Origin of the sequence: Pseudomonas sp. NFX15, assembly GCF_049132105.1 — a bacterium.
In the GTDB taxonomy this organism is placed as follows: Bacteria; Pseudomonadota; Gammaproteobacteria; order Pseudomonadales; family Pseudomonadaceae; genus Aquipseudomonas.
Map to the genome: position 1 here is coordinate 115575 of NZ_JAFMPV010000006.1, position 24246 is coordinate 139820.

The 24246-nt window shown below is 60.8% G+C and carries 23 protein-coding genes; 12 read left to right on the forward strand and 11 right to left on the reverse strand.

Annotated elements, in window-relative coordinates:
- Positions 1–142 precede the first annotated feature (142 nt).
- Complete coding sequence (locus J1D76_RS08990) at positions 143–1174, reverse strand: DUF1214 domain-containing protein (RefSeq protein WP_421137958.1); 1032 nt, start codon at positions 1172–1174, stop codon at positions 143–145.
- Entirely contained in the window at positions 1138–1647 is a 510-nt protein-coding gene (locus J1D76_RS08995; protein WP_421137959.1) for a DUF1254 domain-containing protein, read from the reverse strand. Before J1D76_RS08995 ends, J1D76_RS08990 begins: the two co-directional genes overlap by 37 nt.
- A 391-nt stretch (positions 1648–2038) precedes the next feature.
- On the opposite strand from J1D76_RS08995, the gene J1D76_RS09000 reads away from it, so the two are divergent.
- From J1D76_RS09000 to J1D76_RS09020, 5 genes are all read left to right on the forward strand, one after another.
- Positions 2039–3568, forward strand: coding sequence for a DUF1254 domain-containing protein (locus tag J1D76_RS09000; protein WP_421137960.1), 1530 nt, complete (start codon positions 2039–2041; stop codon positions 3566–3568).
- A gap of 90 nt (positions 3569–3658) precedes the next feature.
- Entirely contained in the window at positions 3659–3964 is a 306-nt protein-coding gene (locus J1D76_RS09005) for a hypothetical protein (RefSeq protein WP_421137961.1), read from the forward strand.
- Positions 3965–4096: 132 nt separating this feature from the next.
- Complete coding sequence (locus tag J1D76_RS09010; protein WP_421137962.1) at positions 4097–5203, forward strand: DUF1254 domain-containing protein; 1107 nt, start codon at positions 4097–4099, stop codon at positions 5201–5203.
- A gap of 25 nt (positions 5204–5228) precedes the next feature.
- The gene (locus J1D76_RS09015) at positions 5229–6050 is read left to right on the forward strand and encodes a transporter (protein WP_421137963.1); all 822 of its coding nucleotides are present in this window, start codon (positions 5229–5231) and stop codon (positions 6048–6050) included.
- 109 nt (positions 6051–6159) lie between these two features.
- Positions 6160–6408, forward strand: a complete 249-nt coding sequence (locus tag J1D76_RS09020) for a hypothetical protein (protein WP_421138097.1) — start codon at positions 6160–6162, stop codon at positions 6406–6408.
- A 248-nt stretch (positions 6409–6656) separates the two neighbouring features.
- On the opposite strand, the gene phnE is transcribed toward J1D76_RS09020, so the two are convergent.
- From phnE to J1D76_RS09050, 6 genes are all read right to left on the reverse strand, one after another.
- Complete coding sequence (gene phnE / locus J1D76_RS09025; protein WP_421137964.1) at positions 6657–7424, reverse strand: phosphonate ABC transporter, permease protein PhnE; 768 nt, start codon at positions 7422–7424, stop codon at positions 6657–6659.
- Positions 7421–8248, reverse strand: coding sequence for a PhnE/PtxC family ABC transporter permease (locus J1D76_RS09030; RefSeq protein ID WP_421137965.1), 828 nt, complete (start codon positions 8246–8248; stop codon positions 7421–7423). The genes phnE and J1D76_RS09030 overlap by 4 nt, the downstream gene beginning before the upstream one ends.
- Positions 8242–9039, reverse strand: a complete 798-nt coding sequence (locus J1D76_RS09035) for a phosphonate ABC transporter ATP-binding protein (RefSeq protein ID WP_421137966.1) — start codon at positions 9037–9039, stop codon at positions 8242–8244. The genes J1D76_RS09030 and J1D76_RS09035 overlap by 7 nt, the downstream gene beginning before the upstream one ends.
- Entirely contained in the window at positions 9036–9896 is an 861-nt protein-coding gene (locus tag J1D76_RS09040) for a putative selenate ABC transporter substrate-binding protein (RefSeq protein ID WP_421137967.1), read from the reverse strand. The genes J1D76_RS09035 and J1D76_RS09040 overlap by 4 nt, the downstream gene beginning before the upstream one ends.
- A 277-nt stretch (positions 9897–10173) precedes the next feature.
- Positions 10174–11352 carry a trans-sulfuration enzyme family protein gene (locus tag J1D76_RS09045; RefSeq protein ID WP_421137968.1) on the reverse strand — a complete coding sequence of 393 codons (1179 nt, stop codon included), beginning with the start codon at positions 11350–11352 and terminating at the stop codon, positions 10174–10176.
- Positions 11349–12725, reverse strand: a complete 1377-nt coding sequence (locus tag J1D76_RS09050; RefSeq protein WP_421137969.1) for a pyridoxal-phosphate dependent enzyme — start codon at positions 12723–12725, stop codon at positions 11349–11351. The genes J1D76_RS09045 and J1D76_RS09050 overlap by 4 nt, the downstream gene beginning before the upstream one ends.
- Positions 12726–13002: 277 nt before the next feature.
- On the opposite strand from J1D76_RS09050, the gene J1D76_RS09055 reads away from it, so the two are divergent.
- The 6 genes from J1D76_RS09055 to J1D76_RS09080 all read left to right on the forward strand — a co-directional run bounded on the left by J1D76_RS09055 (position 13003) and on the right by J1D76_RS09080 (position 19027).
- On the forward strand, positions 13003–14364 hold the full coding sequence (locus J1D76_RS09055; RefSeq protein WP_421137970.1) for a flavin-containing monooxygenase: 1362 nt from the start codon (positions 13003–13005) through the stop codon (positions 14362–14364).
- The gene (locus J1D76_RS09060) at positions 14364–14774 is read left to right on the forward strand and encodes a RidA family protein (RefSeq protein WP_003201555.1); all 411 of its coding nucleotides are present in this window, start codon (positions 14364–14366) and stop codon (positions 14772–14774) included. The genes J1D76_RS09055 and J1D76_RS09060 overlap by 1 nt, the downstream gene beginning before the upstream one ends.
- A gap of 10 nt (positions 14775–14784) precedes the next feature.
- A complete protein-coding gene (locus tag J1D76_RS09065) occupies positions 14785–15459 on the forward strand; it encodes a DUF1028 domain-containing protein (RefSeq protein ID WP_421137971.1) in 675 nt (224 codons plus the stop codon).
- A complete protein-coding gene (gene argE, locus J1D76_RS09070) occupies positions 15452–16621 on the forward strand; it encodes an acetylornithine deacetylase (RefSeq protein WP_421137972.1) in 1170 nt (389 codons plus the stop codon). The genes J1D76_RS09065 and argE overlap by 8 nt, the downstream gene beginning before the upstream one ends.
- A gap of 71 nt (positions 16622–16692) precedes the next feature.
- Entirely contained in the window at positions 16693–17697 is a 1005-nt protein-coding gene (locus J1D76_RS09075) for an ABC transporter substrate-binding protein (RefSeq protein ID WP_421138098.1), read from the forward strand.
- A gap of 289 nt (positions 17698–17986) precedes the next feature.
- Entirely contained in the window at positions 17987–19027 is a 1041-nt protein-coding gene (locus J1D76_RS09080; RefSeq protein ID WP_421137973.1) for a GGDEF domain-containing protein, read from the forward strand.
- A 134-nt stretch (positions 19028–19161) separates the two neighbouring features.
- Here J1D76_RS09080 and J1D76_RS09085 read toward each other — a convergent pair whose 3' ends face one another.
- The 3 genes from J1D76_RS09085 to J1D76_RS09095 form a co-directional block, all read right to left on the reverse strand.
- Positions 19162–20559, reverse strand: a complete 1398-nt coding sequence (locus J1D76_RS09085) for an NAD(P)/FAD-dependent oxidoreductase (protein WP_421137974.1) — start codon at positions 20557–20559, stop codon at positions 19162–19164.
- Positions 20560–20630: 71 nt separating this feature from the next.
- Positions 20631–21905, reverse strand: coding sequence for a nucleotide disphospho-sugar-binding domain-containing protein (locus J1D76_RS09090; RefSeq protein ID WP_421137975.1), 1275 nt, complete (start codon positions 21903–21905; stop codon positions 20631–20633).
- Positions 21906–22005: 100 nt separating this feature from the next.
- Positions 22006–22938 carry an FCD domain-containing protein gene (locus J1D76_RS09095; RefSeq protein ID WP_421137976.1) on the reverse strand — a complete coding sequence of 311 codons (933 nt, stop codon included), beginning with the start codon at positions 22936–22938 and terminating at the stop codon, positions 22006–22008.
- Between the two features lie 199 nt (positions 22939–23137).
- Here J1D76_RS09095 and J1D76_RS09100 point away from each other — a divergent pair, with 199 nt between their 5' ends.
- Complete coding sequence (locus tag J1D76_RS09100) at positions 23138–24193, forward strand: polyamine ABC transporter substrate-binding protein (RefSeq protein WP_421137977.1); 1056 nt, start codon at positions 23138–23140, stop codon at positions 24191–24193.
- The last annotated feature ends 53 nt before the right edge of the window (positions 24194–24246 follow it).

Sequence of the window (24246 nt, forward strand, 5' to 3'; positions counted from 1 at the left end):
CCACCGATTACGTCGGATCTAACCAGCAGGTTTTGTAGCCATGACCGGCAGGGAACGGCCAAAAGCGGACATCGACATGAAGGGAAACCATGCGCTGGCGGGACCTTTTCCCACCAGCACAGTTAAGGCTGACTTCATCTAGTTACTTCACCTTGACCACGTCATCCGGCTTCCAGGTTTGGTCATAAAACGCGTCCTCCGCGCCATAGAGGCGTAAGGCAACCAGGAAATTGCGACCGGGGATGGTCTGGATGAACGCGGAGTCCGCGACATCAGCAGGTTTGTCCGGCCCGAACCAGATTTCGATGGAGCCGTCCGACTGCTTGGGAATGTCGTAATAACCGTTGGTGGAGGGCATCAGTTGCTTGGTTTGCGGCATGGTGCCGTCGGTGATGTTGTAGGCCGTAACAGCCCAGAACAACGCTGCCGGAGCGTTCGGCGGCAGACGCAGTTTGTAGGTGCCGCCACCTTCGAGGTATTTCCCGTCTTTGTCGCGCGCGGTAAACGGATACTTGGAACCTGCACCCGTGGTGTGCATCACCATTGCTGGTGCCGATGAATAGGCGAACTGGAAGAAGTTGGCGCGCTGGTTCACGTCCAGGTAACTGTCTTGCATCCACTCCGCCGTGCCACCCGCCCAGGTGTTCTCGTACTGGCGATCCGCATAGTAGAGATTACGTTTGTCCTCGCGCCCCAACTGGCGGTTAGCGAGGATCATTCGAGGCGCCATCTCGACCGCCTTCTTCAGAAGGGCCTGCTGCTGCTCGGTGGGTTTGAACGGCTCGCCCTTGATGATACCGATAGACGCCAGCACCCCGCGCAGTTCCGGGTCAATCGCTTCTACCGGTTCGTAGTCGACAAACGCCTTCAACTTGGTCCAATACTCGTTGTCCGTCGGATACATCATGTTCAAGGCCTTGCCGCTAGCGTCCGGAAACTCCATGGGTTTGACGTCTTTCTCCGTCGCCCACAAAGGATAGACACGGGTAGTCTCCGCAGACTTGACCGCCGGCGCCGGATCAGGCTTGCCCTCGCCCTTGGCCATGACGGTGCGGAAGAACAGAAACACGTTATAGGTGCGCGATTTGACGGCAAAATAGCTGGCTGGCACAGGCCCGGTGTAGTCCGGTGGCAATATCAGATACAGGCCGCCTCGCGCGCGGTCTGGCCCCACGGCACCGACATCGGTGAGCGTTCGCTGGAAGAAGTCCTGAACATGCCAATAACGTTAGGTGGCGCCTTGACCACTAGCGGCCCGGTTTTCTTCAGATCCAGATAACTCATGGAATAGATCACGTCAGCATTAGGCGTCGGCACCATGGCGCGTGAATCCATACGCTGCTTCCAGATCGGCAGCACGTTGTAGCCGCTTCCGAACGCTTTCTCCGATCCATCACGCAAGCCAATGACATTGAGTGCCGGCAGCATGGTCATGTAAGCGTGAATTGCGCGCTGGTAGTACAGCTCGTCACGCAGGGATTCGGCCTCCTTCGGATCGAGCCAGTTGCCATTGTTGAGCTGTTTGAGCAGCGCAGAAGAAGGCGCCTGTTCCTCCGCACTCACCATTGGCGTGAAGCATAGCGCGATGGCCAACGTCGAGGCGGTCAGCGCCATGGCGACTGAAAGTTTCTTTAACGCGTGACTCATCTTTGGTGTCCTTGCATGGAAGCGTTTTCAATCGAAGCGTCGGATTGCTGCAAGGCCATCTATAGAGGCTTTCTTTCAGCATCCGTGCTCCTCATTTATGTGCTCGGGAGTCTAGATGCTGAGCGTGATATTACAAGGAAGGCGGGCAAGCCAGCGCTGAATAAAGAGCCTGAATTGAGTCATTTACAGAGCGCTTATAAGGACTTCTATCAGCGGATGACTCTTCGCCACAAACTGAATACGTCTGACCCACAAGCAGAGACTTCGATACAGCGAATCCGCTTGTGCGTTTGCACCCCTCGTGGCTGTGGACTTTACTCAGCCATCAACTGTCGCGGTTTCGTTAAGCAAATTTGAGTGACGCCGCCTGTCTTTCGAGGAGTAAACACGGATGTATGCAATGAAATCACTTTCTGCTCTCGCCACCGTCGTGGCCTTGGCAGCGAGTTCGACGATGTCGTTTGCCCAAACCGACCATTATCAGGACCTGGTAAACCTGCCGACGGAAAATAGTCGTCCTACCGCAGCGACCACCCAAACCCTGATGGACGAACTCACTTTCCAGCGCGCCATGCAGACCTATCTCTGGGCCATGCCGCTGCTGAACACCGCCGGCATGCGCGATGGTGCGGCTCAGGCCTTTGGCACCGGCTATAACGTTATGCCGATCTGGGCAAAACGTCTGGATGCCAAGACCAAGATCACTACTCCCAATTCCGATTTGATCTACGGCATGGTATTCGAAAACCTCGCCAAGACAGGCCCTTTGGTGTTCGAGGCTCCGGCCAAATTGCAGGGCATCCTGTTGGACTTCTGGCAACGGCCGATGCCGGTGGACGGTCTCGATTATGCGGGCGATGTCGGTCTGCCAGGGCCGGACAAAGGCGCCGGCGGCAAATTTCTGATCCTGCCTCCGGGCTACAAAAAAGAAGTACCGAAAGGGTATTACGTTTACCGATCCACTACCAATAACGTGTTTATTTTCCTGCGTTCTTTCTACACCGACCCGGCCGATACCAGCCCCGCCGTAGCGTTACTCAAGCAATCACGGATTTATCCGCTGGGCCAGAAGGAGAGCGCCAAACCGATGCAATTTCCGGATGGCTCGGGTCGTGATCTGAACATGCTCCCGCACAGCGACTTCAGCGCTTTCGAACAACTCAAGCAGATCGTTGACGACGAGGGATTGAATTTGGCCAGTCCCGACTGGCTGGGCATGCTGGCCGGTATCGGAATCGTCGCCAACCAGCCGTTTGCACCTGAAGCACGCACCCGCGAGTTGCTCGATGCCGCTGCCAAAGCTGGTTATAAGACCAGCCGTGCTATCGGCTTCCAGCCAGGCGTGGGCAAGGCTGATTTCCATGTGTACAAGGATCGAAAATGGTTGAACCCGGTCAATAACCTCACCTCGCGCTGGCCCAACGCACCTCTGGACCTCACCTTCCAGGCCAAACAGGGTGACTACCGCCACCTGGACGTGCGCACCTGGTTTTTCACTGACTACTACTCCATCAGCCCAGGCATGGTCTCAATGACCCCCGGCAAGGGCGCGTTCTACATGATGGCCTTTGAGGATGCAGACGGCGACCAGCTCAATGGAGACCAGAGTTACAAAGTGAACTTGCCGGCGAATATTCCCGCTGAGCTGTTCTGGTCAGTGACGCTCTATGAAGCGGAGAATGCTTCGGGCCTGGCCAACGGCCAACCTTTCCCATCCCTGGGTAAACTGGACAAACCAGTGCAGAACCCGGACGGCAGTACCGATTTGTACATCGGCCCCAAAGCGCCAGTAGGGCATGAAAAAAACTGGCTGGCTACGGCGCCGGGCCGGGGCTTTTTCAGTATCCTGCGGCTCTATGCGCCAGCCAAGCCGGCCATAGACGGCAGTTGGAAGCCGGGAGATCTGGAAAAAGTCAAGTAGCCCTCTGCGAAGCTGCCCGCTGAATGACAGCGGCGCAGCTTCACATACAGACCAATCCCCTATGAGTGACCGCGTGCTGCAGGTTTTTTCATGGGGCGGGCAACCGATTCGAACGGCGGCTTTGGGTCGATTCTGTTGAAAAAGTCGGTTTCTCCAGACGGGTCCCCTGCTGACCGCTGGAAACGCCTTTTATGCACGTCGCTACGCGAAATCTGGGCCCCGACTCCTCTGCTCAAAGTAAAAATTTCAATCACACGCGCGTACTTTTCTGCCGAAAAAACCATGGCCGACTTTTTCAACAGAATCGGCCAATCGCTGCCTGTCGTCACCAGCCGAAATCGCCCCAAAGCCGTCTATCGAATGTCAAAAGGCCAACCAAAAATTGCGTATTGGTAACAGTTGCCTACGCTTTCCAATTGCTGTCCCGAGCAATGGGACTTTTTCTGTTTCATGGGGGGGCGACGTTGATCAGCCAATGGCGCTGCTTGATCAATGTTGTATCTGAATTTTTGCAAGGAGCGATGTTCGATGAATGTACTGGCACCCACTGCTTTCCTGTTGAGCTTACTGGCAACGAGTGTTCATGTTGCGCAGGCCGACGAAAAAACGCCCCTGCTCAGCCTGGACGCGGCCCGAAAACTTGAGTCGACGCTTGTTAACGAAAAGAACGTTGCTGTAACCCCAGAAAACTTCGCTTTCGCGGTGCTGGATGAGTCCATGCAAAATGAAGTGAAGCTCGGAGCGACCAACAAATTTTACAATCACCGTAAACCGATGGAGCTCGATAAGCAGCCAGCCGTATTGATGAATCGCGATACTTTGTATTCATTCGCCATTATTGACGCGTCGCACGGTGCCACCATCCATGTACCCAAAGGCGACGGACGTTACACCTCGGTTCACCTCATGCAGCATGATCATGTCACCGACAACGTCTATTACGGTGGCGGTGAATACGTTATCGATCCCAAGACCGTCACCAACTTCGTGGTGGTCAATATCCGTACTCAAGTGAATCCGAATGACCCCGCAGATGTTGCCAAGGCCAATGCCATCCAAGATGAGTACAAGGTTAGCTTTCCGTCCGGTTACACACCGAAAGCCTTCAAGGCTATTGACTGGAATCAGGAGCAGCTCAAGCAAATCAAAGCGCACTACGTGAAGACGGCCGATACCCGTGGGGTAAGCAAAACCATGGGCGCTCGCGGCACTATCTCTCAAGATGACATCAATGTGGGGGCTGCCGTGGCTACCGGACTATTGCCCGACCAACACGCCTGGTATTCCTTCAAGTCGTACAAGGTCAAGAAAGACATCTGCTATGCCGCGACTTACCCGATACCGGGCATGACCAATCCGCAATTAGGCTTCTATTCCATGACGATGTACGGCGACGATCTGTACCTTCACACCGAGGAAGGCTCCAGCCTTTCGAACCATGAGATCGTGCCCGACAAGGATGCCAAGACGTTCACCTTGCACTTTGGCAATCCACAAACCTGCGGCAAGGATGCTAAAAACCTGCTGATCGCACCGACTGACAACTGGACGCTGGCGTTCCGGGTCTACATGCCGGATAAGTCCGTGCAGAACAATGAGTACAAATTGCCTGAGCCTAAACCTGTCACTCATTGATCACTGAACCCAAGGAAGAAGAGATATGGGGACTGACACGCATTACTGGAGCGCGGGAGCGACGCTATTGGTCACGCTTTGGTTCGTGCCAGGCGCTCAAGCCGAGGACTCGGCAGAGCTGGCAAAGAAGGCGCTGAACCCGGTCGCGGCGATGTACAGCCTGCCGGTGCAGTACAACTGGGATCAGAAAATGGGGCCAACCGGTGACGGCATGCACAGCGTCACCAATATCCAGCCCGTGCTGCCGTTTACCCTTAACGATGACTGGAACCTGATTTCCCGCACTATCCTGCCAGTCATCGACCAGCATGGCCTTGCGCCAAACGGCGCGGCGGACAAGTCCGGGGTCGGTGATATCACACAGAGCTTTTTCTTCTCACCCAAACAACCCACCGACAGTGGCTGGATACTTGGGGTCGGCCCGGCGATATTGATTCCTACAGGCAGTGATGAATTGCTCGGCAACGAGCAATGGGGCATCGGCCCGACAGCGGTCGCCCTGAAACAGGAAAATGGCTGGACTCACGGCATCCTGGCCAACCACATCTGGGGCTTGGATGGCAGCCCACCGGACGACAAGGAAAAGGTCAACCAGACCTTCCTGCAGCCCTTCCTCTCCTACACGACCAGCACCCTGACCACGTGGGGTGTGAACACTGAATCGACCTACAACTGGCAATCACGCGAATGGTCGGTACCGGTCAACCTGACCGTTACGCAACTGCTGAAAATCGGTGGCCAGCCACTGACGGTGCAAGCGGGGCCACGTTACTGGGTCGACAGCCCTGACGACGGCCCACAAGGTTGGGGTTTTCGTTTTGCCGTGACCCTGTTGTTTCCGCGCTGAGTACTTCAGTGCATCTAAATAATTGGAACCCCTTTGGGACGCGTTCGCCTAATGATTAGCGTGTGGGGAATCCCACAGGCAATGTGCCAATTCCGGCATGCTCCGAGAGGTGGTCAACGTGGCTAAAGACGATAAGAAAAGCAAAGGTGGCGCTTCGAAAGCCAGCAACGAAGTGAAAGACAAAAAGTCGTCATCGACAAAGAAATCAGCTTCGGCCTCGGCTCTTTCAAAGTCATCAGACAAGAAAGACAAGAAGAAAGATGCCGAACCCAAGAAATCTGCCAAAAAAGCGGATAGCAAGCTAGAAAAGGCTAAGAAGTCAGAGAATGCCGCAAAGCCAGCGAAAAAGAAAAAGTGACATCTGATATTGGCTAGGGCTGCACGCCCTAGCTTCCTCAGGTCTTGTAACCTGCATTCCATGCAACGTGCCACGCTTGGATTCATTTTTTTGGCTTTTGCTTCCTGATCTATAGGTACCTGATCGGCCATCGGACATGGCATGGGTACGGGTGTGGGGTGAGACCGAAAGGATCTTCGGCCGATTCTATTGAAAAAGTCGGCCATGGTTTTTTCGGTAGAACAGTACGCGTGTGAGTCCAACCCCCATCACGCCTTGACCCAACGCTGCCGACTCCAACTACTCAACCCATCAACCGCAAACACCAACAACAACATCGCCAAAATCACCGTACTCGCCTGAGCCTCCTGAAACAGGCTAAGGCTGACATACAGCATCTGCCCCAAACCCCCAGCGCCGACAAACCCCAGCACGCTGGCCATGCGGATGTTGTTTTCCCAGCGGTACAGGATGTACGCCAGCAACTGCGGAAACAGATTGGGCAGGGTGCCGTAGCAGAAGGCCCACACCACATTGCCGCCTTGCAAGCGGATCGCTTCGGCCGGTTGCGGCGGGGTGTTTTCCAGTGCTTCGGCGAACAAACGGCCCAGCACGCCCGTAGTGTGCATGGCCAATGCCAGGGTCCCGGCGTTCGGGCCGAGGCCGGCGGCGAACACCATCAGCGCGGCCCACACCAGTTCGGGAATGGCGCGCAGGGCATTGAGCAGCAGCCGCGAAACGCTCTGCAACGGCCAGCCGAAACGCCCGGCCGCAGGCAATGCCAACAGCAGGCCAAACACCGCGGCGAGCACGGTGCCCAGGGCGGACATCGCCAGGGTTTCCACGGCGCCATGGACGATGGCTTGCAGATGCCCGGCGCTCAGGTCAGGGCTGAGAAGCCGCAGCACGTAGGCGCCCATTTGCTTGAGGTTACTGCTGGCGCCCAACACTCCGAGGTCGATGGCCAGATAGCTGAACGAAGCAACGACCGCCGCGCCGATGAGCAGGATCAGCAGCAGGTTGATCAGGCGATTCATGCGAACCTCCAGCGCAGCAGGCGGCTGATCTGGTCGGCGAACAGCACCAACACGAAGAAGGTCAGCAACATGCTCGCCACTTCACCGCCGGCGAACATGCGCAGCGACAAATCGATCTGCTGGCCCAGGCCGCCAGCGCCAACAAAACCCATCACCACGGACGCGCGAATCGCGCATTCCCAGCGATAGACCGTGTACGACAGCAACTCCGCCGCCACATTGGGCAGGATGCCGTAGCAGAACGCCGACAATCGACCGCTGCCGGCCTGCATCAGCGCGTGGGCCGGACGCTGGTCAACCGACTCGAAAATCTCCGCGTAGACCTTGCCGAGCATGCCGCTGTAGGTGATGGCAATCGCCAGCACCCCGGCCGTGGGCCCAAGACCGACGGCGCGCACGAACAGCAAGGCCCAGACGATTTCCGGCACGCTGCGCAGGAAGATCAACAACCCGCGTACCGGCCAGCGCAGCAACCGGCCCAAGGCACTCGGCCGACCGCTGCGCGAGGCGGCCGACAATGACAAGGCGCGACTGGCGAGCAGCCCGGCAGGCACCGCCAACAGCAAGGCCAGGGCCATGCCAGCGGTGGCGATGGCCAGTGTTTGCAAGGTGGCTTGCCACAGCAGTTGCAAGAACTCTTCGCCATGGGCCGGTGGCCAGAACGCTGACACAAAGCGGCCCATTTCACTCTGGCTGTCAGCCTTGAGCAGCACGCCCAGGTCCAGCTCGCTGTAATGGATGCCGGGCCACAGCAAGGCCAGCGCCAACAGGCTGAGCAACAGGCGTGGCAGGGCGGCCGGGTCTCGTGTATCGCGGGTCAGCATCGGGGAATCTGCAGGCTCAAGGGCGCCACCGGCGCGGGCGGCGATTGCAATTGCTCGTTGGCGTAGAGCTTGTCGAGCAATTCATGGTCGACATCGGAAGAGGGCAGATCGAAGAGAATCTGCCCTTCGCGCAAACCGATGATGCGGGAGAAGTGACTCAGCGCCAGATCCACCGCGTGCAGGCTGGCCACCAGCGTCACCTGGTGTTCACGGGCATGGCGGCAAAGGATCGATAACGTGTGCCCGGCCAGCACCGGGTCCATCGCCGACACCGGTTCATCGGCCAGCAGCACGTCGGGTGCCTGGTACAAAACGCGGGCAATGCCCACGCGCTGAAGCTGGCCACCGGACAATTGCTGGCACTGGGCGAACAGTTTGTCACCCAGGTCCAGTTTCGACAGGGCCGCCCGGGCGCCCGCGACATCCACCGGATGCAACAGGCTCAGCAGGCTTTTGGCAAAACCCCATTGCCCAAGCTTGCCGGCCAGCACCGCCGTGACCACCCGCTGGCGCGGTGGCAGCGGCGGTGCCTGATGCACCAGGCCGATCCGCGCCCGCAACCGCTGGCGCCGCCGCGGGCTCAGTTGCCAGGCGTGCTCGCCGAGCACCTCGACCGCGCCGTGGTTCGGGCGCAGGGCGGTGGCCAGCACGTTGAGCAGGCTCGACTTGCCCGCACCGGACGGGCCGATAATCGCCACCTGCTCACCGGCACCGATGTGCAAGTCGAGTTCATGCAGTGCTCGCACGCCATTGTCGTGAGTCAGGCTGACCTGGTTCAGTTTCAAGGTCATTTCAGCAGGTCGGCAGCGCGCGCGGCTTCCTCGATGCCCTTGTAGTTCTCAGGCGAGGTCTCGATGAAACGGCTGGCGGCTTGCAGGTCCAGAATGGCCTTGTCTTCGGGTTTTGCCGGGTCGAGCGCGAGGAAGGCTGCCTTGATTTTCGCCGCGAGCGCCGGGTCGAGGGTGCCACGCACGGTCCAGTTGTAGTCGTAGTAGGCCGGGGTGGTGGCGAAGACCTTGACTTTGTTGGTGTCGACCTTGCCGGCCGCGACCAGTTTTTCCCAGACGCTGGCGTTGAGCACACCGGCATCCACTTTGCCGGCCTGCACCCAGGCGACGGTGGCGTCGTGGGCGCCGGAGTAGCCGACGCGGCTGAAATAGGTTTCCGGCTTGATGCCGTCTTTGATCATGAAGTAGCGCGGCATCAAGCTGCCGGACGTGGAAGACACCGAGCCGAAGGCAAACGATTTGCCCTTGAGGTCGGCCAGCGACTTGACGGCCGGGTCGGCGGTGATGAATTTGCTGGTGAACTGCGCATCCTGCTCACGCTGCACCAGTGGAATGGCTGGCGTGGTGTTTTCGGTTTTCAGGCGTGCCTGAACAAAAGTGAAGCCGCCCAGCCAGGCCATGTCCAGACGGTCAGTGGCCAGCGCCTCGACCACGGCCGGGTAATCGGCCACGGGTACGAATTCGACCTTCATCCCCAGCTGCTTTTCCAGGTACTCGCCCAGCGGCTTGAACTTGCGCAGCAGTTCGGTCGGGGCTTCATCGGGAATGGCGCTGACCCTGAGGGTCTCGGCGGCTTGTGCCAGCAGAGTGGAGAGGGACAAGGTCAGGCCGACGGCCAGGGCCAGGGTACGTTTGAGCATGGAAGTTCTCCGGTTCAATAGCGGAAAAATGTCGATGCGCCCCGCACACACTGATGGCTGCACGACGCTTCGTGAGGGTAGACGAAAACGCCGCGATTATAGGGACTCCTGTTTGCTTGACCAGCCTTGCAACAAGACTTAAGCCCAAAAAAAGACCTGTGGGAGCGGGCTTGCTCGCGAAAGCGGTATATCAGTCACATCGAGGTTGGATGTGCCGCCGTCTTCGCGAGCAAGCCCGCTCCCACAGGTTTTTGCGGTGTCCCACAATTCAGGTGATTTACATCCGCGCCAATGCCTGGGCCACGTCGGCGCGCAAATCCTCGACATCCTCGACCCCCACCGACAACCGCACCAACCCATCACCAATCCCCAGTTCTGCGCGGGTGGCCGGTGGGATCGTGGCGTGGGTCATGATCGCCGGGTGTTCGATCAGGCTTTCCACGCCGCCGAGGCTTTCCGCCAATGCGAAGATCTGCACGTTCTCCAGGAAGCGCTTGGCGCCCGCCAGATCGCTGTTGAGGTCGAGGGAGATCATCCCGCCGAAACCGCGCATTTGCCGTTTGGCCAGTTCGTGTTGCGGGTGCGACGGCAAGCCGGGGTAGTAGACCCGCGACACCTGTGGCTGACGCTCCAGCCACTGCGCCAGTTCCAGCGCGTTGCTGCAATGGCGCTCCATGCGCAGGGCCAGGGTCTTCACCCCGCGCAGGGTGAGGAAGGCGTCGAACGGCCCGGCGATGGCGCCGACGGCGTTTTGCAAAAAGCCCAGGCGCTCGGCCAGTTTGGCGTTCTGTCCAACCACGGCGATGCCGCCGATCACGTCGGAGTGGCCATTGAGGTACTTGGTGGTCGAGTGCAGCACGATGTCGAAACCCAGCTCCAGCGGGCGTTGGGTCCAGGGGCTGGCGAAGGTGTTGTCGGCCACGCAGATGATGCCGCGGGCGCGGCAGGTGCGGGCGATGGCGGCCAGGTCGGTGAGGCGCAGCAGCGGATTGCTCGGCGTCTCGACCATGACCATGCGCGTGTCGTCCTGCAACGCGGCTTCGAAGGCGGCGAGGTCGGTCAGGTCGACGAAGCTGAAACGGTGCCCGGCGCTGCGTTGGCGCACCTTGTCGAACAAGCGGAAGGTGCCGCCGTATAGGTCGTTGCCGGAGACGATGTGCGAGCCGGCGTCGAGCAGCTCCAGCACCGTGGAAATGGTCGCCAGCCCCGAGGCAAACGCGAACGCCTGGGTGCCGCCCTCCAGGTCCGCCACGCAGCGTTCCAGGGCAAACCGCGTCGGGTTGTGCGAGCGGCCGTAGTCGAAGCCCTTGTGCACGCCGGGGCTCTGTTGCAGGTAAGTGGAGTTGGCGTAGATCGGCGGCATCAGCGCCCCGGTGGTCGGGTCCGGCACTTGCCCGGCATGGATCACCCGGGTGGCGAAGCCCTGTGGCGGGGCGTTTTTGTCGTGTGGACTCATGGCAGGGATCTCCGCAAATGGTTGAGCATGTCGGTTCGGGTTATCAGGCCGTGGAAACCCGAGGCGTCCTGGATGATCGCCACCAGGCCCCGGCCCAGTTCGGCTTCGAGTTCCGCCAGCGTGGCAGCGGGGGGCAGGGTTTGCAGTTTGTCGGTCATGTAGCTGGACACGGTTTTACGAAAATGCGCAGCGTCTTCGTGCACGCCCAGCAGGATGTCGGATTCGTCGATCACGCCCACCAGTTGCTGGCCCTTCACCAGCACCGGCAATTGCGAGACATCCGCCAGGCGCATGCGCTGGAACGCGGTGAGCAGCGTGTCGTCGGGGCCGACGCTGATCACCCGGCCATCTTCGAAACGCCGGGCGATCAGGTCGCGCAAATCGCCGTAATGCTTGCGTTGCAGCAGACCCTGATCGTTCATCCACTGATCGTTGTAGACCTTCGACAGGTAACGCGTACCGGTGTCGCAGACGAAGCTGACCACCCGTTTCGGTTCGGTCTGTTCGCGGCAGTAACGCAGCGCGGCGGCCAGCAGGGTGCCGGTCGAAGAACCACCGAGAATGCCTTCGACGCGCAGCAACTGGCGGGCGTGATCGAAGCTTTCTTCATCGCTGATCGAATAGGCGTGGCGCACGCTGGACAGATCGGCAATCGACGGAATGAAGTCTTCGCCGATGCCTTCCACGGCCCAGGAGCCGGGGGTGGGCAGGGTGCCGCTGCGGCTGTATTCGGCCATCACCGAGCCGACCGGGTCGGCCAGGACCATTTCCAGATCCGGTTGGACCCGTTGGAAGAATCGCGTCAGCCCGGTCAGGGTGCCGGCCGAACCGACCCCGACGACGATCGCGTCCAGGTCATGCTGGGTTTGCGCCCAGATCTCCGGCGCGGTGCTGCATTCGTGGGCCAGCGGGTTGGCCGGGTTATTGAACTGGTCGGCGAAGAACGCATCCGGAATGTCCTGCGCCAGCCGCGCGGCGACGTCCTGGTAATACTCGGGGTGGCCCTTGCCGACATCGGACCGGGTGATGTGCACCTCGGCGCCCATGGCCTTGAGGTGCAAGACCTTCTCGGTGGACATTTTATCCGGCACCACCAGCACCACGCGGTAGCCCTTGGCCCGGCCCACCAGTGCCAGGCCCAGGCCGGTATTGCCGGCTGTGGCTTCGACGATGGTGCCGCCGGGTTTGAGGCGGCCATCGCGCTCAGCGGCGTCGATCATCGCCAAACCGATGCGATCCTTGATCGAACCGCCGGGGTTCTGTGATTCGAGTTTGAGAAACAGTGTGCACGGGCCGGTATCGAAACGGCTGACGCGCACCAAGGGTGTATTGCCGATCAGTTCGAGCACGGCAGGGCGTGAATAGCTAGGCATGTCGTCACTTCCTTGCGCAAATTTGCACGGGGTGGACAGCAACCGGCGCCGCGCTATGGAGCGTCGGTCACAGGCATTGCATCGCTAGGACCATAGGCCGGGATCAGGCCTGCCGCAACCTCGTACAGCCAGCCGGTCGCCTCGACGCTTTTTCCTCGCCAGCAACCACAAAAAACATAATTTCGCTAATCCCCGGCTCCGAACAGAATGCGGCCAACACCCTGACACCGATAGCCGCAGCACAAGAACAACAGTGATCAGCATCGAGGCGGCAGCCATGACCGACCTGAATCAAACCACCTTTCAGAAGTGCACAGCCATGACAGTTGATAAAACCGAAATTGATACGCTTGTTGTTGGCGCCGGCCAGGCCGGCGTGGCCATGAGTGAACACCTGAGCAAACTCGGTGTGCCGCACCTGGTGCTGGAGCGCAACCGTATTGCCGAAGCCTGGCGCACCGGTCGCTGGGATTCGCTGGTGGCCAACGGGCCTGCATGGCACGACCGCTTCCCGGGCCTGGAATTCGATGGCCTGGACCCGGATGCCTTCGCCGGCAAAGAGCAAGTGGCCCAGTACTTCGAAGCCTACGCCCGCAAATTCAATGCGCCGATCCGCACCGGCGTTGACGTCAAGAAAGTAGAACGCAACGCCGACCGCCCGGGCTTTACCGTGGAAACCTCGGAGGGCGTGATCGAAGCCCGGCACGTGGTGGTCGCCACCGGCCCGTTCCAGCGTCCGGCCATCCCGCCGATTGCTCCCGAAATCGCCGGCATCACCCAGATTCACTCCGCGCAGTACTACAACCCGCAGCAACTGGCCGAAGGCGCTGTGCTGGTGGTCGGTGCCGGTTCTTCGGGCGTGCAGATCGCCGATGAACTGCAACGCTCCGGCAAGCAGGTTTATCTGTCGGTCGGTGCCCATGACCGTCCGCCGCGTGCCTATCGCCATCGCGATTTCTGCTGGTGGCTGGGGGTGCTCGGCGAGTGGGATGCCGAAGCCATGCAACCGGGCAAGGAACACGTGACCATCGCCGTGAGCGGTGCCCGTGGCGGTCACACCGTGGACTTCCGCCGCCTCGCTCACCAGGGCATGACCCTGGTCGGCCTGACCCAGGCCTTCAACGGCGCGCGGGTGAGTTTTGAAAACAACCTTGCCGACAACATTCGTCGTGGCGATGAAAACTACCTCGCGCTGCTCGACAAGGCCGACGCCTATATCGAACGCAACGGCCTCGACCTGCCGCTGGAGCCAGAGGCCCGCGCCATGCTGGCCGATCCGGATTGCGTGACGAAGCCGATCCTGGAGCTGGACCTGCTCGAGGCCGGCGTCACTACGATCATCTGGGCCACCGGTTATTCCACCGACTACAGCTGGCTGAAGGTCGATGCCTTCAAGGACAACGGCAAGCCGCAGCACCAGCGCGGCGTATCGGCCGAGCCGGGCGTGTACTTCGTCGGCTTGCCTTGGCAGTCCCGTCGCGGCTCCGCGTTCATCTGGGGCGTTTGGCACGACGCCAAGCACATCGCCGATCACATCGTTAAGCAACACACCTATTTCAACTATCGGGATGCGACCCAGCGTGAAGCCGACGCCGCCCGTGCACCTGTTCAGAAAGCCAGCCTCATGGGAGTTCGTTAATGCCTACTCATACCCGCATCCGCATGTTCAACACCAAAGACACCTACCCGAACCAGACGCTGGACAACGATTTGTGCCAGGCCGTGCGCGCCGGCAACACCGTGTACGTGCGCGGTCAGGTCGGCACCGATTTCAACGGTCAACTGGTCGGCCTCGGTGATCCGCGTGCCCAGGCCGAACAGGCCATGCGCAACGTCAAGCAACTGCTGGAAGAAGCGGGCAGTGACCTGAGCCACATCGTCAAGACCACCACCTACCTGATCGACCCGCGCTACCGCGAGCCGGTGTACCAGGAAGTCGGCAAGTGGCTCAAGGGCGTGTTCCCGATTTCCACCGGGCTTGTGGTCAGTGCCCTCGGCCAGCCGCAGTGGCTGATGGAAATTGATGTGATCGCTGTCATCCCTGAATAAGGAATTCGCCATGACTTTTTCCATCGTGGGTCGCTGCGCCGAGACCGGCCAGTTGGGCATTGCCATCAGCTCGTCGAGCATCGCCGTCGGTGCGCGCTGCCCTTGGCTGCGTGCCGGGGTGGGCGCGGTGTCGAGCCAGAACATCACGCTGCCGGCCCTTGGCCCGCAGATCCTCGATGAACTGGCTAACGGCTCGGCGCCGCCCCAGGCGCTGGACCATTCGCTGACCCGTAACGGCTACAGCCAATACCGCCAGGTGGCGGTGGTCGATGCGCATGGGCGCACGGCGGTGTTCAGCGGCAACCATGCGCTGGGCACCCACAACGCGGTGGCCGGTGACCAATGCGTGGCGGCCGGCAACCTGCTGGCCAACAGCGCGGTGATCGAGGCGATGGTCGTGGCGTTCGAAAACGCCGAAGGCTGCCTCGCCACCCGACTGATGAACGCCTTGCAGGCCGGGCAGGATGCCGGTGGCGAAGCCGGCACGGTGCATTCGGCGGCGCTGTCGGTGGTCGGTGACCTGACCTGGCCGATCGTCGACCTGCGGGTGGATTGGGCCGATGAAAACCCGATTGGCGAGTTGGGCAAACTGTGGCTGGCCTACGAGCCGCAACTGCAGGACTACCTGACCCGCGCCCTCAATCCGACCCTGGCCCCCGCGTACGGAGTGCCGGGCGATGAGTGAGTTGCGCAGTCGCGCCTTGCTCGCGCAGTTGATCGGGTTCGCCACGGTCAGCCGTGATTCGAACCTTGAGCTGATCGAGTTCGTGCGCGATTACCTGCACGGCCTCGGCGTGGCGTGCGAATTGATCTACAACGCCGAGCGGACCAAGGCCAACTTGTTGGCCACGGTCGGCCCGAGCGTGGCCGGTGGCATCGTGCTGTCCGGGCACACGGACGTGGTGCCGGTGGACGGCCAGGCCTGGACGGTCGAGCCGTTCAGTTTGAGCGAGTCGAACGGCAAGCTCTTTGGGCGTGGCGCGGCGGACATGAAAGGCTATCTGGCGTCGGTGCTGGCAGCGGTGCCGATGTTTCTTGCCAGCCCTTTGAAGCGTCCGGTGCATCTGGCGTTTTCCTATGACGAGGAGGTCGGTTGCCTCGGCGTACGCGGTTTGCTGGAAGTGCTGCCGCAACGCATTCCGGCCCCGGCCTTGTGTTTGATCGGCGAGCCGACCGAACTCAAGCCCGTGCTTGGCCACAAGGGCAAGTTGGCGATGCGTTGCCACGTCCACGGGGCGCCGTGCCATTCGGCGTACGCGCCTTATGGGGTGAATGCCATTGAACAGGCGGCTCGGCTGATCAATCGACTGGGTGATATCGGTGCGACCCTGGCCCGGCCCAATCTGCACGACCCACGCTTCGATCCGGCGTTCTCGACCGTGCAGGTCGGGGTGATTTCGGGTGGCACGGCACTGAACATCGTTCCGGCGGATTGCCGTTTCGATTTCGAGATCCGCGCCTTGCCGGACTTTGCCCCGCAGGTGGTGGTCGATGAGTTGCAGGAATACGCCGAGCAGACGTTGCTGCCAGCCATGCAGGCGGTGGACGCCGATACCCGCATCCGCTTTGAAAAAATCTCCGCTTATCCGGGGTTGGCCACACCGGCCGACAGTGCCGCGGCGCAACTGATTGCCCATCTGTGCGGCAGCGATGACTTCAGCACCGTGGCCTTTGGCACCGAGGGTGGGCTGTTCGATCAGGCCGGCATTGCGTCGGTGGTCTGCGGTCCCGGCAGCATGGACCAGGGGCACAAGCCCGATGAATTTGTCAGCGTCGAACAGATGGCTGCCTGTGACCGCCTGATGGATCGGCTGGCGGCTTACCTCAGCGAATCCGAACACCCCTAACAACAACGGGCCGAACAGGCCCCAGGAAGCGATCCATGTCCAGATCCTTGCGTTGCAGCGTTCCGTTTGCCATGGCCCTGTTGAGTGCCAGCGTGTGGGCGACCCCCCAGGACCTCACCGTGATTTCGTTCGGTGGTGCGACTAAACAGGCGCAGGATAAAGCCTACTTCCAGCCCTTCAGCGCCAGCGGCGCGGGCAACATTATTGCCGGTGAATACAACGGTGAACTGTCGAAGATCAAGGCTATGGTTTCGGCCGGTCACACCAGTTGGGACGTGGTGGAGGTTGAAAGCCCCGAGTTGTTGCGTGGCTGCGAGGAAGGCTTGTTCGAGAAGCTCGACGCCGGGCGCTTCGGTGATGCGGCGAACTTCGTGCCCGGTGCGTTGACCGAGTGCGGAGTGGCCACCTACGTCTGGTCGATGGTCATGGCTTACGACCAGAGCAAGCAGGCCAAGGCGCCGCAATCGTGGGCGGATTTCTGGAACGTGGCCGACTTCCCGGGCAAGCGCGGTTTGCGCAAGAGCGCCAAGTACACCCTGGAAATCGCCTTACTGGCTGACGGTGTGAAGGCGGATGACATCTACAAGGTCCTGAACACCCCGCAAGGCGTGACACGGGCCTTCGCCAAGCTTGACCAGATCAAGCCGAACATCCAGTGGTGGGAGGCGGGCGCCCAACCGGCGCAATGGCTGGTGGCCGGCGACGTGGTGATGAGCGCGGCCTACAACGGCCGGATCGCCTCGGCGCAAAAGGAGGGCATGAAGCTCAGCATCGTCTGGCCGCAGAGCCTGTACGACCCGGAATACTGGGCCGTGGTCAAAGGCACGCCGAACAAGGCGCTGGCGGAAAACTTCATCGCTTTTGCCAGCCAGCCGCAGACGCAAAAAATCTTCTCGGAAACCATCCCCTACGGGCCGGTGCATCGCCAGACCTTGCCGCTGCTGCCCAAGGATGTGCAGGAGCAATTGCCCACCGCCGAAGCCAACCTGGCCGGCGCCCGTGCAGTGGATGCCGAGTTTTGGGTCGACCACGGCGAAGAGCTCGAACAGCGCTTCAACGCCTGGGCTGCCCGCTGATACAACGGTCGTGTAGCCACAAGTTTCTCGGTTGGCCGCGAGTTTTGTGTCCAGCCAACTCCCCTGTAGGAGCTGGCTTGCCAGCGAAAGCGGTGTGTCAGTTGAGTCGATATCGACTGACCCTCCCTCTTCGCGGGCAAGCCCGCTCCTACAGGGATTTCGGCGTTAAGCTGTCAGCACAGGCGTACCGGGTTGAAATGATTGCGTCACCGGTATGGCCGTTTGTCGGGCGTATGGCTATGCTCAGCGAGTTTGCCAATCGCCAATGATAAACAACCACAGTGAACCCATGAGCCAATCCGACACGCGTGCGACTGTTCTAGCGCTGTATCCAGAAGACTCCCGCGAGGCGGCGGCATTGCTCAAGCAGGCGGTGCCGCTGATGGTTCGTCACAACATACCGCCCAACCCGGTGCACTACGCACTTTGGTACACCTACAGCAAAGGCCAGGAGCCGGAACTCAATCGGCACCTGGACCGGGTGGTCAACGACTTCGATTATTTTCCGCCGGAGTCGGCCGCCAAGCTGTTTCGCGAGTACATCATTCGCGATGAATTGGCCGATGCGCGATCCGGCCAGCAGGAAGCGATCAACCTGGTCGACGATATGGAGCGCGACGTTTCGCGCAGTGTGAAGGGCAATATCAACTTCCAGGCCAGCCTTGGCCAATACCTGCAAATGCTCGAAGAACCGGCCAGCGAGCGCCTGCCGAGCATCCTCACCCAGTTGCAACAGAGCACCCGGTTGATGCAGGGCCAGCAGGAACATTTCCTCGTGCAATTGCAGTCTGCCCAACACGAGATCAAAAGCCTGCGTGACAAGCTGGAACGTGCGCAACTGGCGGCGACCCTCGATGGCTTGACCGAGTTGCTCAATCGCACCACCTTCAACCGCAAGCTCGAACAGGCGATGAACAACGCCTCGACCGGCGTGGCACTGGTGATGCTGGATATCGACCACTTCAAACAATTCAATGACCAGTACGGCCACCCGCTGGGCGACCGTGTGCTGCAGCATGTCGCCCAGGTGCTGCGCGATTTGCTACCGGACGACGCCTTCGCGGCACGTTACGGCGGTGAGGAGTTTTGTGTGGTGCTCAAGGGCTGCCCGACCCTTGCCGCGGCCAGCGCGTTTGCCGAGCGCCTGCGCCTGAAGATCCAGTCGCTGCGGGTCAAGGCCCGGGGCACCGACACCGTGCTGGACACCATCACCGCGTCGTTTGGCGTGGCCCATGCGCAATCCGACGATACCCCGGAAAGCCTGCTGACCCGCGCCGACGACGCGCTGTACCAGGCCAAGCGCAACGGCCGCAATCTGGTACGCCAGTAACCCCTCAAAGGACGAACCCCCAGCACCACAGGTTGTTTGTTGCTGATTTCATCCGCCGTTTAGCCGAGGATGAAGTAAACCTTGCGCACCGTCGACATGCCGGGGCAGGGGTGTGGACATGGGGGGGCTCCAGATCAGGAATCGAAGCCGATGCCAAGGGCATCGAAGGTCTTGAGCAGCCAGTCACGGCGACCGTCACGGTCCTCTCGCGCCAATGAACGCTGGGCCAGTTTCACACCGATGTAGCGCAACGGCTCGGGCGGAAAGCGGAACGGCGCCTGGGACGTCATCAGCAACTCGGTGCGCTCAGTGCGTTCGCCAGCCAGCAGGTCGAGCATGTTCTGCGCGGCAAAACGGCTGGCGGACACCCCTTGCCCGGTGAAGCCCAAGGCATAGGCGACACGGCCTTGGTGTTCGCAACCGGTGAACATCGTGGTGCGCGCCGAAGTGTCGATGATGCCGCCCCAGGCGTGGCTGAAGCGCACGTCGCCCAAGGCAGGGAAGGTCTGCCGGAACTGATCGGCCAGGCGCTGGAAGCTTTGCGGACGCTGAGTCAGCGCTTCGTCGCGACGCCCACCGAAATGGTAGATGGCGTCATAGCCGGCCCAGAGAATGCGGTTATCGGCGGTCTTGCGCAGGTAATGGAATTGGTTGCCCGAATCGGCGATGCCATAACGCCCGATCCAGCCGACGGCGGCCAGTTGCGCATCGTTCAGAGGCTCGGTGACCAGCGAGTAGTCGTAGACCGGGATCACGCTCGACGCCAGATGCCCAATCAGCGGCGGGGCGATGTTGGTGGCGAGGGCGATTTGCCCGACGATCACTTCACCACTGGCGGTGCGCAGGCGCACGTTGTCCTTGTCGGCTACCAGTTGCAGCACAGGGCTGTTTTCGAACAGTTGAATCCCATGCTCAAGGCACACGCGACGCAGTTCGGCAGCCATTTTCGCCGGGTTGAGCAGGGCGTAGTTGGGTTCGAACACACCGGCCACATATGCCGGGCAATCGAGCTTCTGCGCCAGGACGCTGCCTTCCAGCCACTCGCAGTCAATGCCGAAACGCGCGTAGTTGCGCTGCATGGAACGCAAGCCATCGACCTGCCACGGCTGGCTGGCGACGTTGAGCTTGCCCTGGCGTTCGAACTCGACTTGCATGCCGAAGCGTTGCAGGTCGGCGGCCAGTTCATCGAGGTTCTGCCGGCCGAGGCGAATCAACTGTTCGGCTTCATCCGGCCAGCGCTTGAGGGCGTTGGATACACCGTGGGAAATGCTCGGCGCGCAGAAACCGCCATTGCGCCCGCTCGCCTCAGCGCCGCAACGACGCGCCTCGATAATGGCGATGCTCAGCCCTGGGTTGCGCTGGCGCGCCAGCAACGCCGTCCACAATCCGGTGAAGCCGCCGCCGACTACCGCCAGGTCGCATTGCACTGTGCCGGTGACGGCAGGTGCGGCGGGCGGTGAGGTGACGGTGTCCTGCCAGAAAGGATGGGGCAGGGCGTGGTCGAGCGAATCCATACGCGGTGGGGCATTCATGCTCAAACTCCGGCGGTGTGTCGGGCAGCGACGATGGCGTTCGGTAGCCCGACGGCTTTTGTTGTTTTTTGCTAGAGATCGAGAATGGCGCGGGCGGCAATGTCGGTGCCGCGGGTAGCCTGCATGCGTTCGCTGAACGCGTTGAGGCGTTGTTTCATGGGTTTGTCCGCCAGCAGCTGTTCGAGGGCGGCGGGCAGCGCGGCCAGGGGATCGGCGAAGCGCGGCAGGTAACGGCCGACACCGACTTCTTCGGCGCGGGCGGCGTTGTCGTGGCCGTCCCAGCAGTACGGGATGATCAGCGACGGCAAGCCGAAGTACAGCGCTTCGCAGAAGCTGTTGTTGCCACCGTGATGGATGAACAGGTCGCACTCCTTAAGCACCGCGGGCTGGGCAAACCAGCTGTCGAGGTACACGTTGTCCGGCACGGTGGTGTACATGTCGCGATAGGCGCCGACGTTGACCAGGAAGCGGTACGGCAAGGTTGAGAGGGTGCTGATCAGGCGCTTCATCATCCCCGTATCGGCGGCGCCCAGGCTGCCGAAGCTGAGGTAGATCAGCGGCGCGTCGTTGTGCCGCGGAAAGTCCGGGACGATGTAGGGGGCTTCGCGGCGCACGCAGCCGTCGAGGTAGACGTAGCGCTGTGGGTCGAGCGGTTGTTGGCGTTCGTAACGCACCGGCGTCGGCGACAACAACAGGTTGAGCCACGGCGAATCAGTGAGGAACTGCCCGGCCGGGCACGGCGCGGTGTTGTTGCTCGAGAGAAATTGCGAAAAGCGTTCGTGGGCCGGCGCAACGGCCTTCAGGTAGTTCGCGGTGTAGCGCTCGCAGGCCGTCGTGTCACTCGCCAGGGTCCCCGACAGATACGGCGGAACGAGCGCATCCGGCAGTTCGGTTTCGGCGCAGGACACCATCCGTACCCACGGGCAGCCGGCATTGGCGATGGCCGGGAACAGCACCACGTTGTCCAGCACGATCACGTCGGGCTTGAGGCGACCGAGCAACTGCTGCAAGGGTTTTTCCGCCTCGATGGCGGTGTCGATGATGGCTTCCCAGGCTGGCGCCACGTAGCTGTCGATCTGCGCCAGCGGGGTTTGGTCGAAGTATGGGATGCTGCGCTCGATGAAGCGCTCCCAATAGTGCTGGTGTTCCGCCGCCGACAAGGGGCTCACTTGCGGAATCGGGTATTCGTCGAAACCGTATTCGGCGAACAGCCCCTGGAAATGCTCATGGCAAATGAACACCGGTTTGGCGCCCAGCTCACGCAGCGACTGAGCGATACCGATGCAGTTCAAGGCCGCGCCGAAACTGGCTTCCGGAAACAGGGCGATCAGTTTTTGTTTTTGCATGGCGAGGCACTGTCCATGGCGGGTCAGACCCGCCGCTCCTGAAGGTGATTTGGATGCTGTCTTATTTTCAAAAAAAAATCACCATGTTTTTCTGCGAGGCTTAACGACGCCCGAACAGATGGCTTTGCGGGATGCCACGGTTGGCGGTTTGCGGGCGTTGCGCGGCGCTCAGGCGCAGGTGCAGGCGCAGCAAGTCGGCGGCGATCTCCATCTGCCCGCGCTCGATCTGCGCGATGATTTGCAGGTGTTCGCGCAGTGCTTCCTGCAGGCGGTGCACGCTCACCGAGGGCAGCAGGTTCGGCAGGCGGCGCAGGCCTTGATGCTGGAGCAGGGCGTCGCTGATGAAGCGGTTGCCGCAGCTCTGGGCCAGCAGTTCGTGAAAGCTGATGTCGAGTTCGCGAAACTGCTGGATGTCGAAATCTTCCACCGGGCTCGAAAGCAGGCTGTGCATGGCGCTGCGCAGCAGGGCAAGGCGTTGCGGGTCGGCGTTGAAGCTCGGGCTGAGCAGGGCTTCGGGCTCGAGGATCAGGCGGAATTTCAGGCTTTCTTCGAGGGCGGCCAGGCTGTTCAGCGACGGCCGGAACAGCCAGGACTGCCCCGGGCCACGCTCGATGGCCTGGCTTTCGCTCAGTTGTTGCAGGGCTTTTTGCGCGGCGGGGCGGCCGATGTCGTAGCGGCGCATCAGTTCACTGATGCTGATGCTGTCACCCAGGCGTCCGGCCATGCGGTCTCGCAGTACCGAGGCGGCCAATTCTTCTTCCTCGGCCTGGGGCAGGGCGGTGTTGAATGCCTGGCCCGCCGGGGATGCCAGCAGGGTGTAGCCCTTGCCCGCCTCATGGCTCAGCAGGTTCTCTTCCAATAGCACTTTCAGGGCGCCGCGAATCAGTGTGCGCGAGACCTGGAACGTGCGGGCCAGGGCCTGTTCGGCCACCGGGTCGCCGGCCACCAACCCGCTTTCCTGGGTGTGATCGAGGATGCGGCGGGCCAGTTCCAGGTGATTGGTGCGCGGTTTTTTTTCGGCTGTCGTGCTCAAGCGTGTTTTCTCGTGGTGATCCGCTGTCGGGCTCAGGTGCTCATCTTATGCCATGCGCCTGTCAGCCGTCAGGCCGGAAAAAATGCGTTGACATCTTTTGATACTGGTCCTAATTTCTAAAAAAAAACACAAGCAATCGTTTCTCGTTTTGCCGTACTGCCTTCGAACACAACAATAAACAATCGTCAGGTGAGTATTTATGAGCAAGCTGAATGATCTTCTGTGCGCGGGTTTGGCCGTTTCCCTGGCGATCGCTTCACAGGCTGCAAGTGCGAAGGACATGGTGATTTCCATCTGGGACGGCTACATGGCCCCGGATGCGCTGGAGAAGTTCAAGGCGGCCAGCGGTGTGGACGTCGACAAGGCGCTGCACGCCACCAACGAAGAAATCATGGGCAAGCTGATGGCCTCTGGCGGTGAAGGGTATGACGTGGTGTTCGTCTCCTCACCTTTCGCCGAGGTCCTGCACAAGCAGGGGCTGCTGGCGGACATCGACCCGGTCAAAGTCCCCAATCTGAAAAACCTCTACCCCGAAGCCACGCACCTGGAATATGACCAGGGCAACCAGTTCTCCGTGCCTTACACCTGGGGTACCACTGGCATCTGCTATCGCTCCGACAAGGTGACGCCGGCGCCACAGAGCTGGAACGAACTGCTCAACCCAAGCGATGCGCTCAAGGGCAAGGTGACGATGCTCGCCACCGACCGCTGGATGCTCGGCGCCGGGTTCCTCGCCAAGGGCTGGTCAGTCAACGACAGCGACCCTGCGCAAATCGCCGCCGTTCGCGACCAACTGATCGCCACCAAGAAACGCATCCTCTCGTTCGACGACACAACGTTCTATTCCAAGCTCGCCTCCGGCGAATCGCTGATGGCCCACGCGTGGGACGGCTGGTGCAACTACGGCACCCAGGCCAACGCGGCGATCAAGTTCGTGGTGCCCAAGGAGGGTTCCGACCTGTGGGTCGACACCATGGTGGTGCTGAAAAGTTCGAAGCATCAGGACGAAGCCTTCAAGTTCATCAACTTCATGCTGGCCAAGGAAAACCACGTCTGGGTCGCTGAAAACATCCTCTACAAAATCCCCAACCAGGCTGCAATGGCCGGGTTGTCCGCCGACCTGCTCAAGCAATACCCGAACCTGACCATCGCCCCGAGCGAGTTGGTGAAGATGGAGCAGTTACGCGACCTGGGTGGCACCACGCAAAAGGCCTACACCCGCGCCGTCACCGAAATCATGGCCGCGCAGAACTGACGCCACGTCGATCCGAGGTGTGCCCGGCACGCCTCGCCACGCTCGCAAGCCGC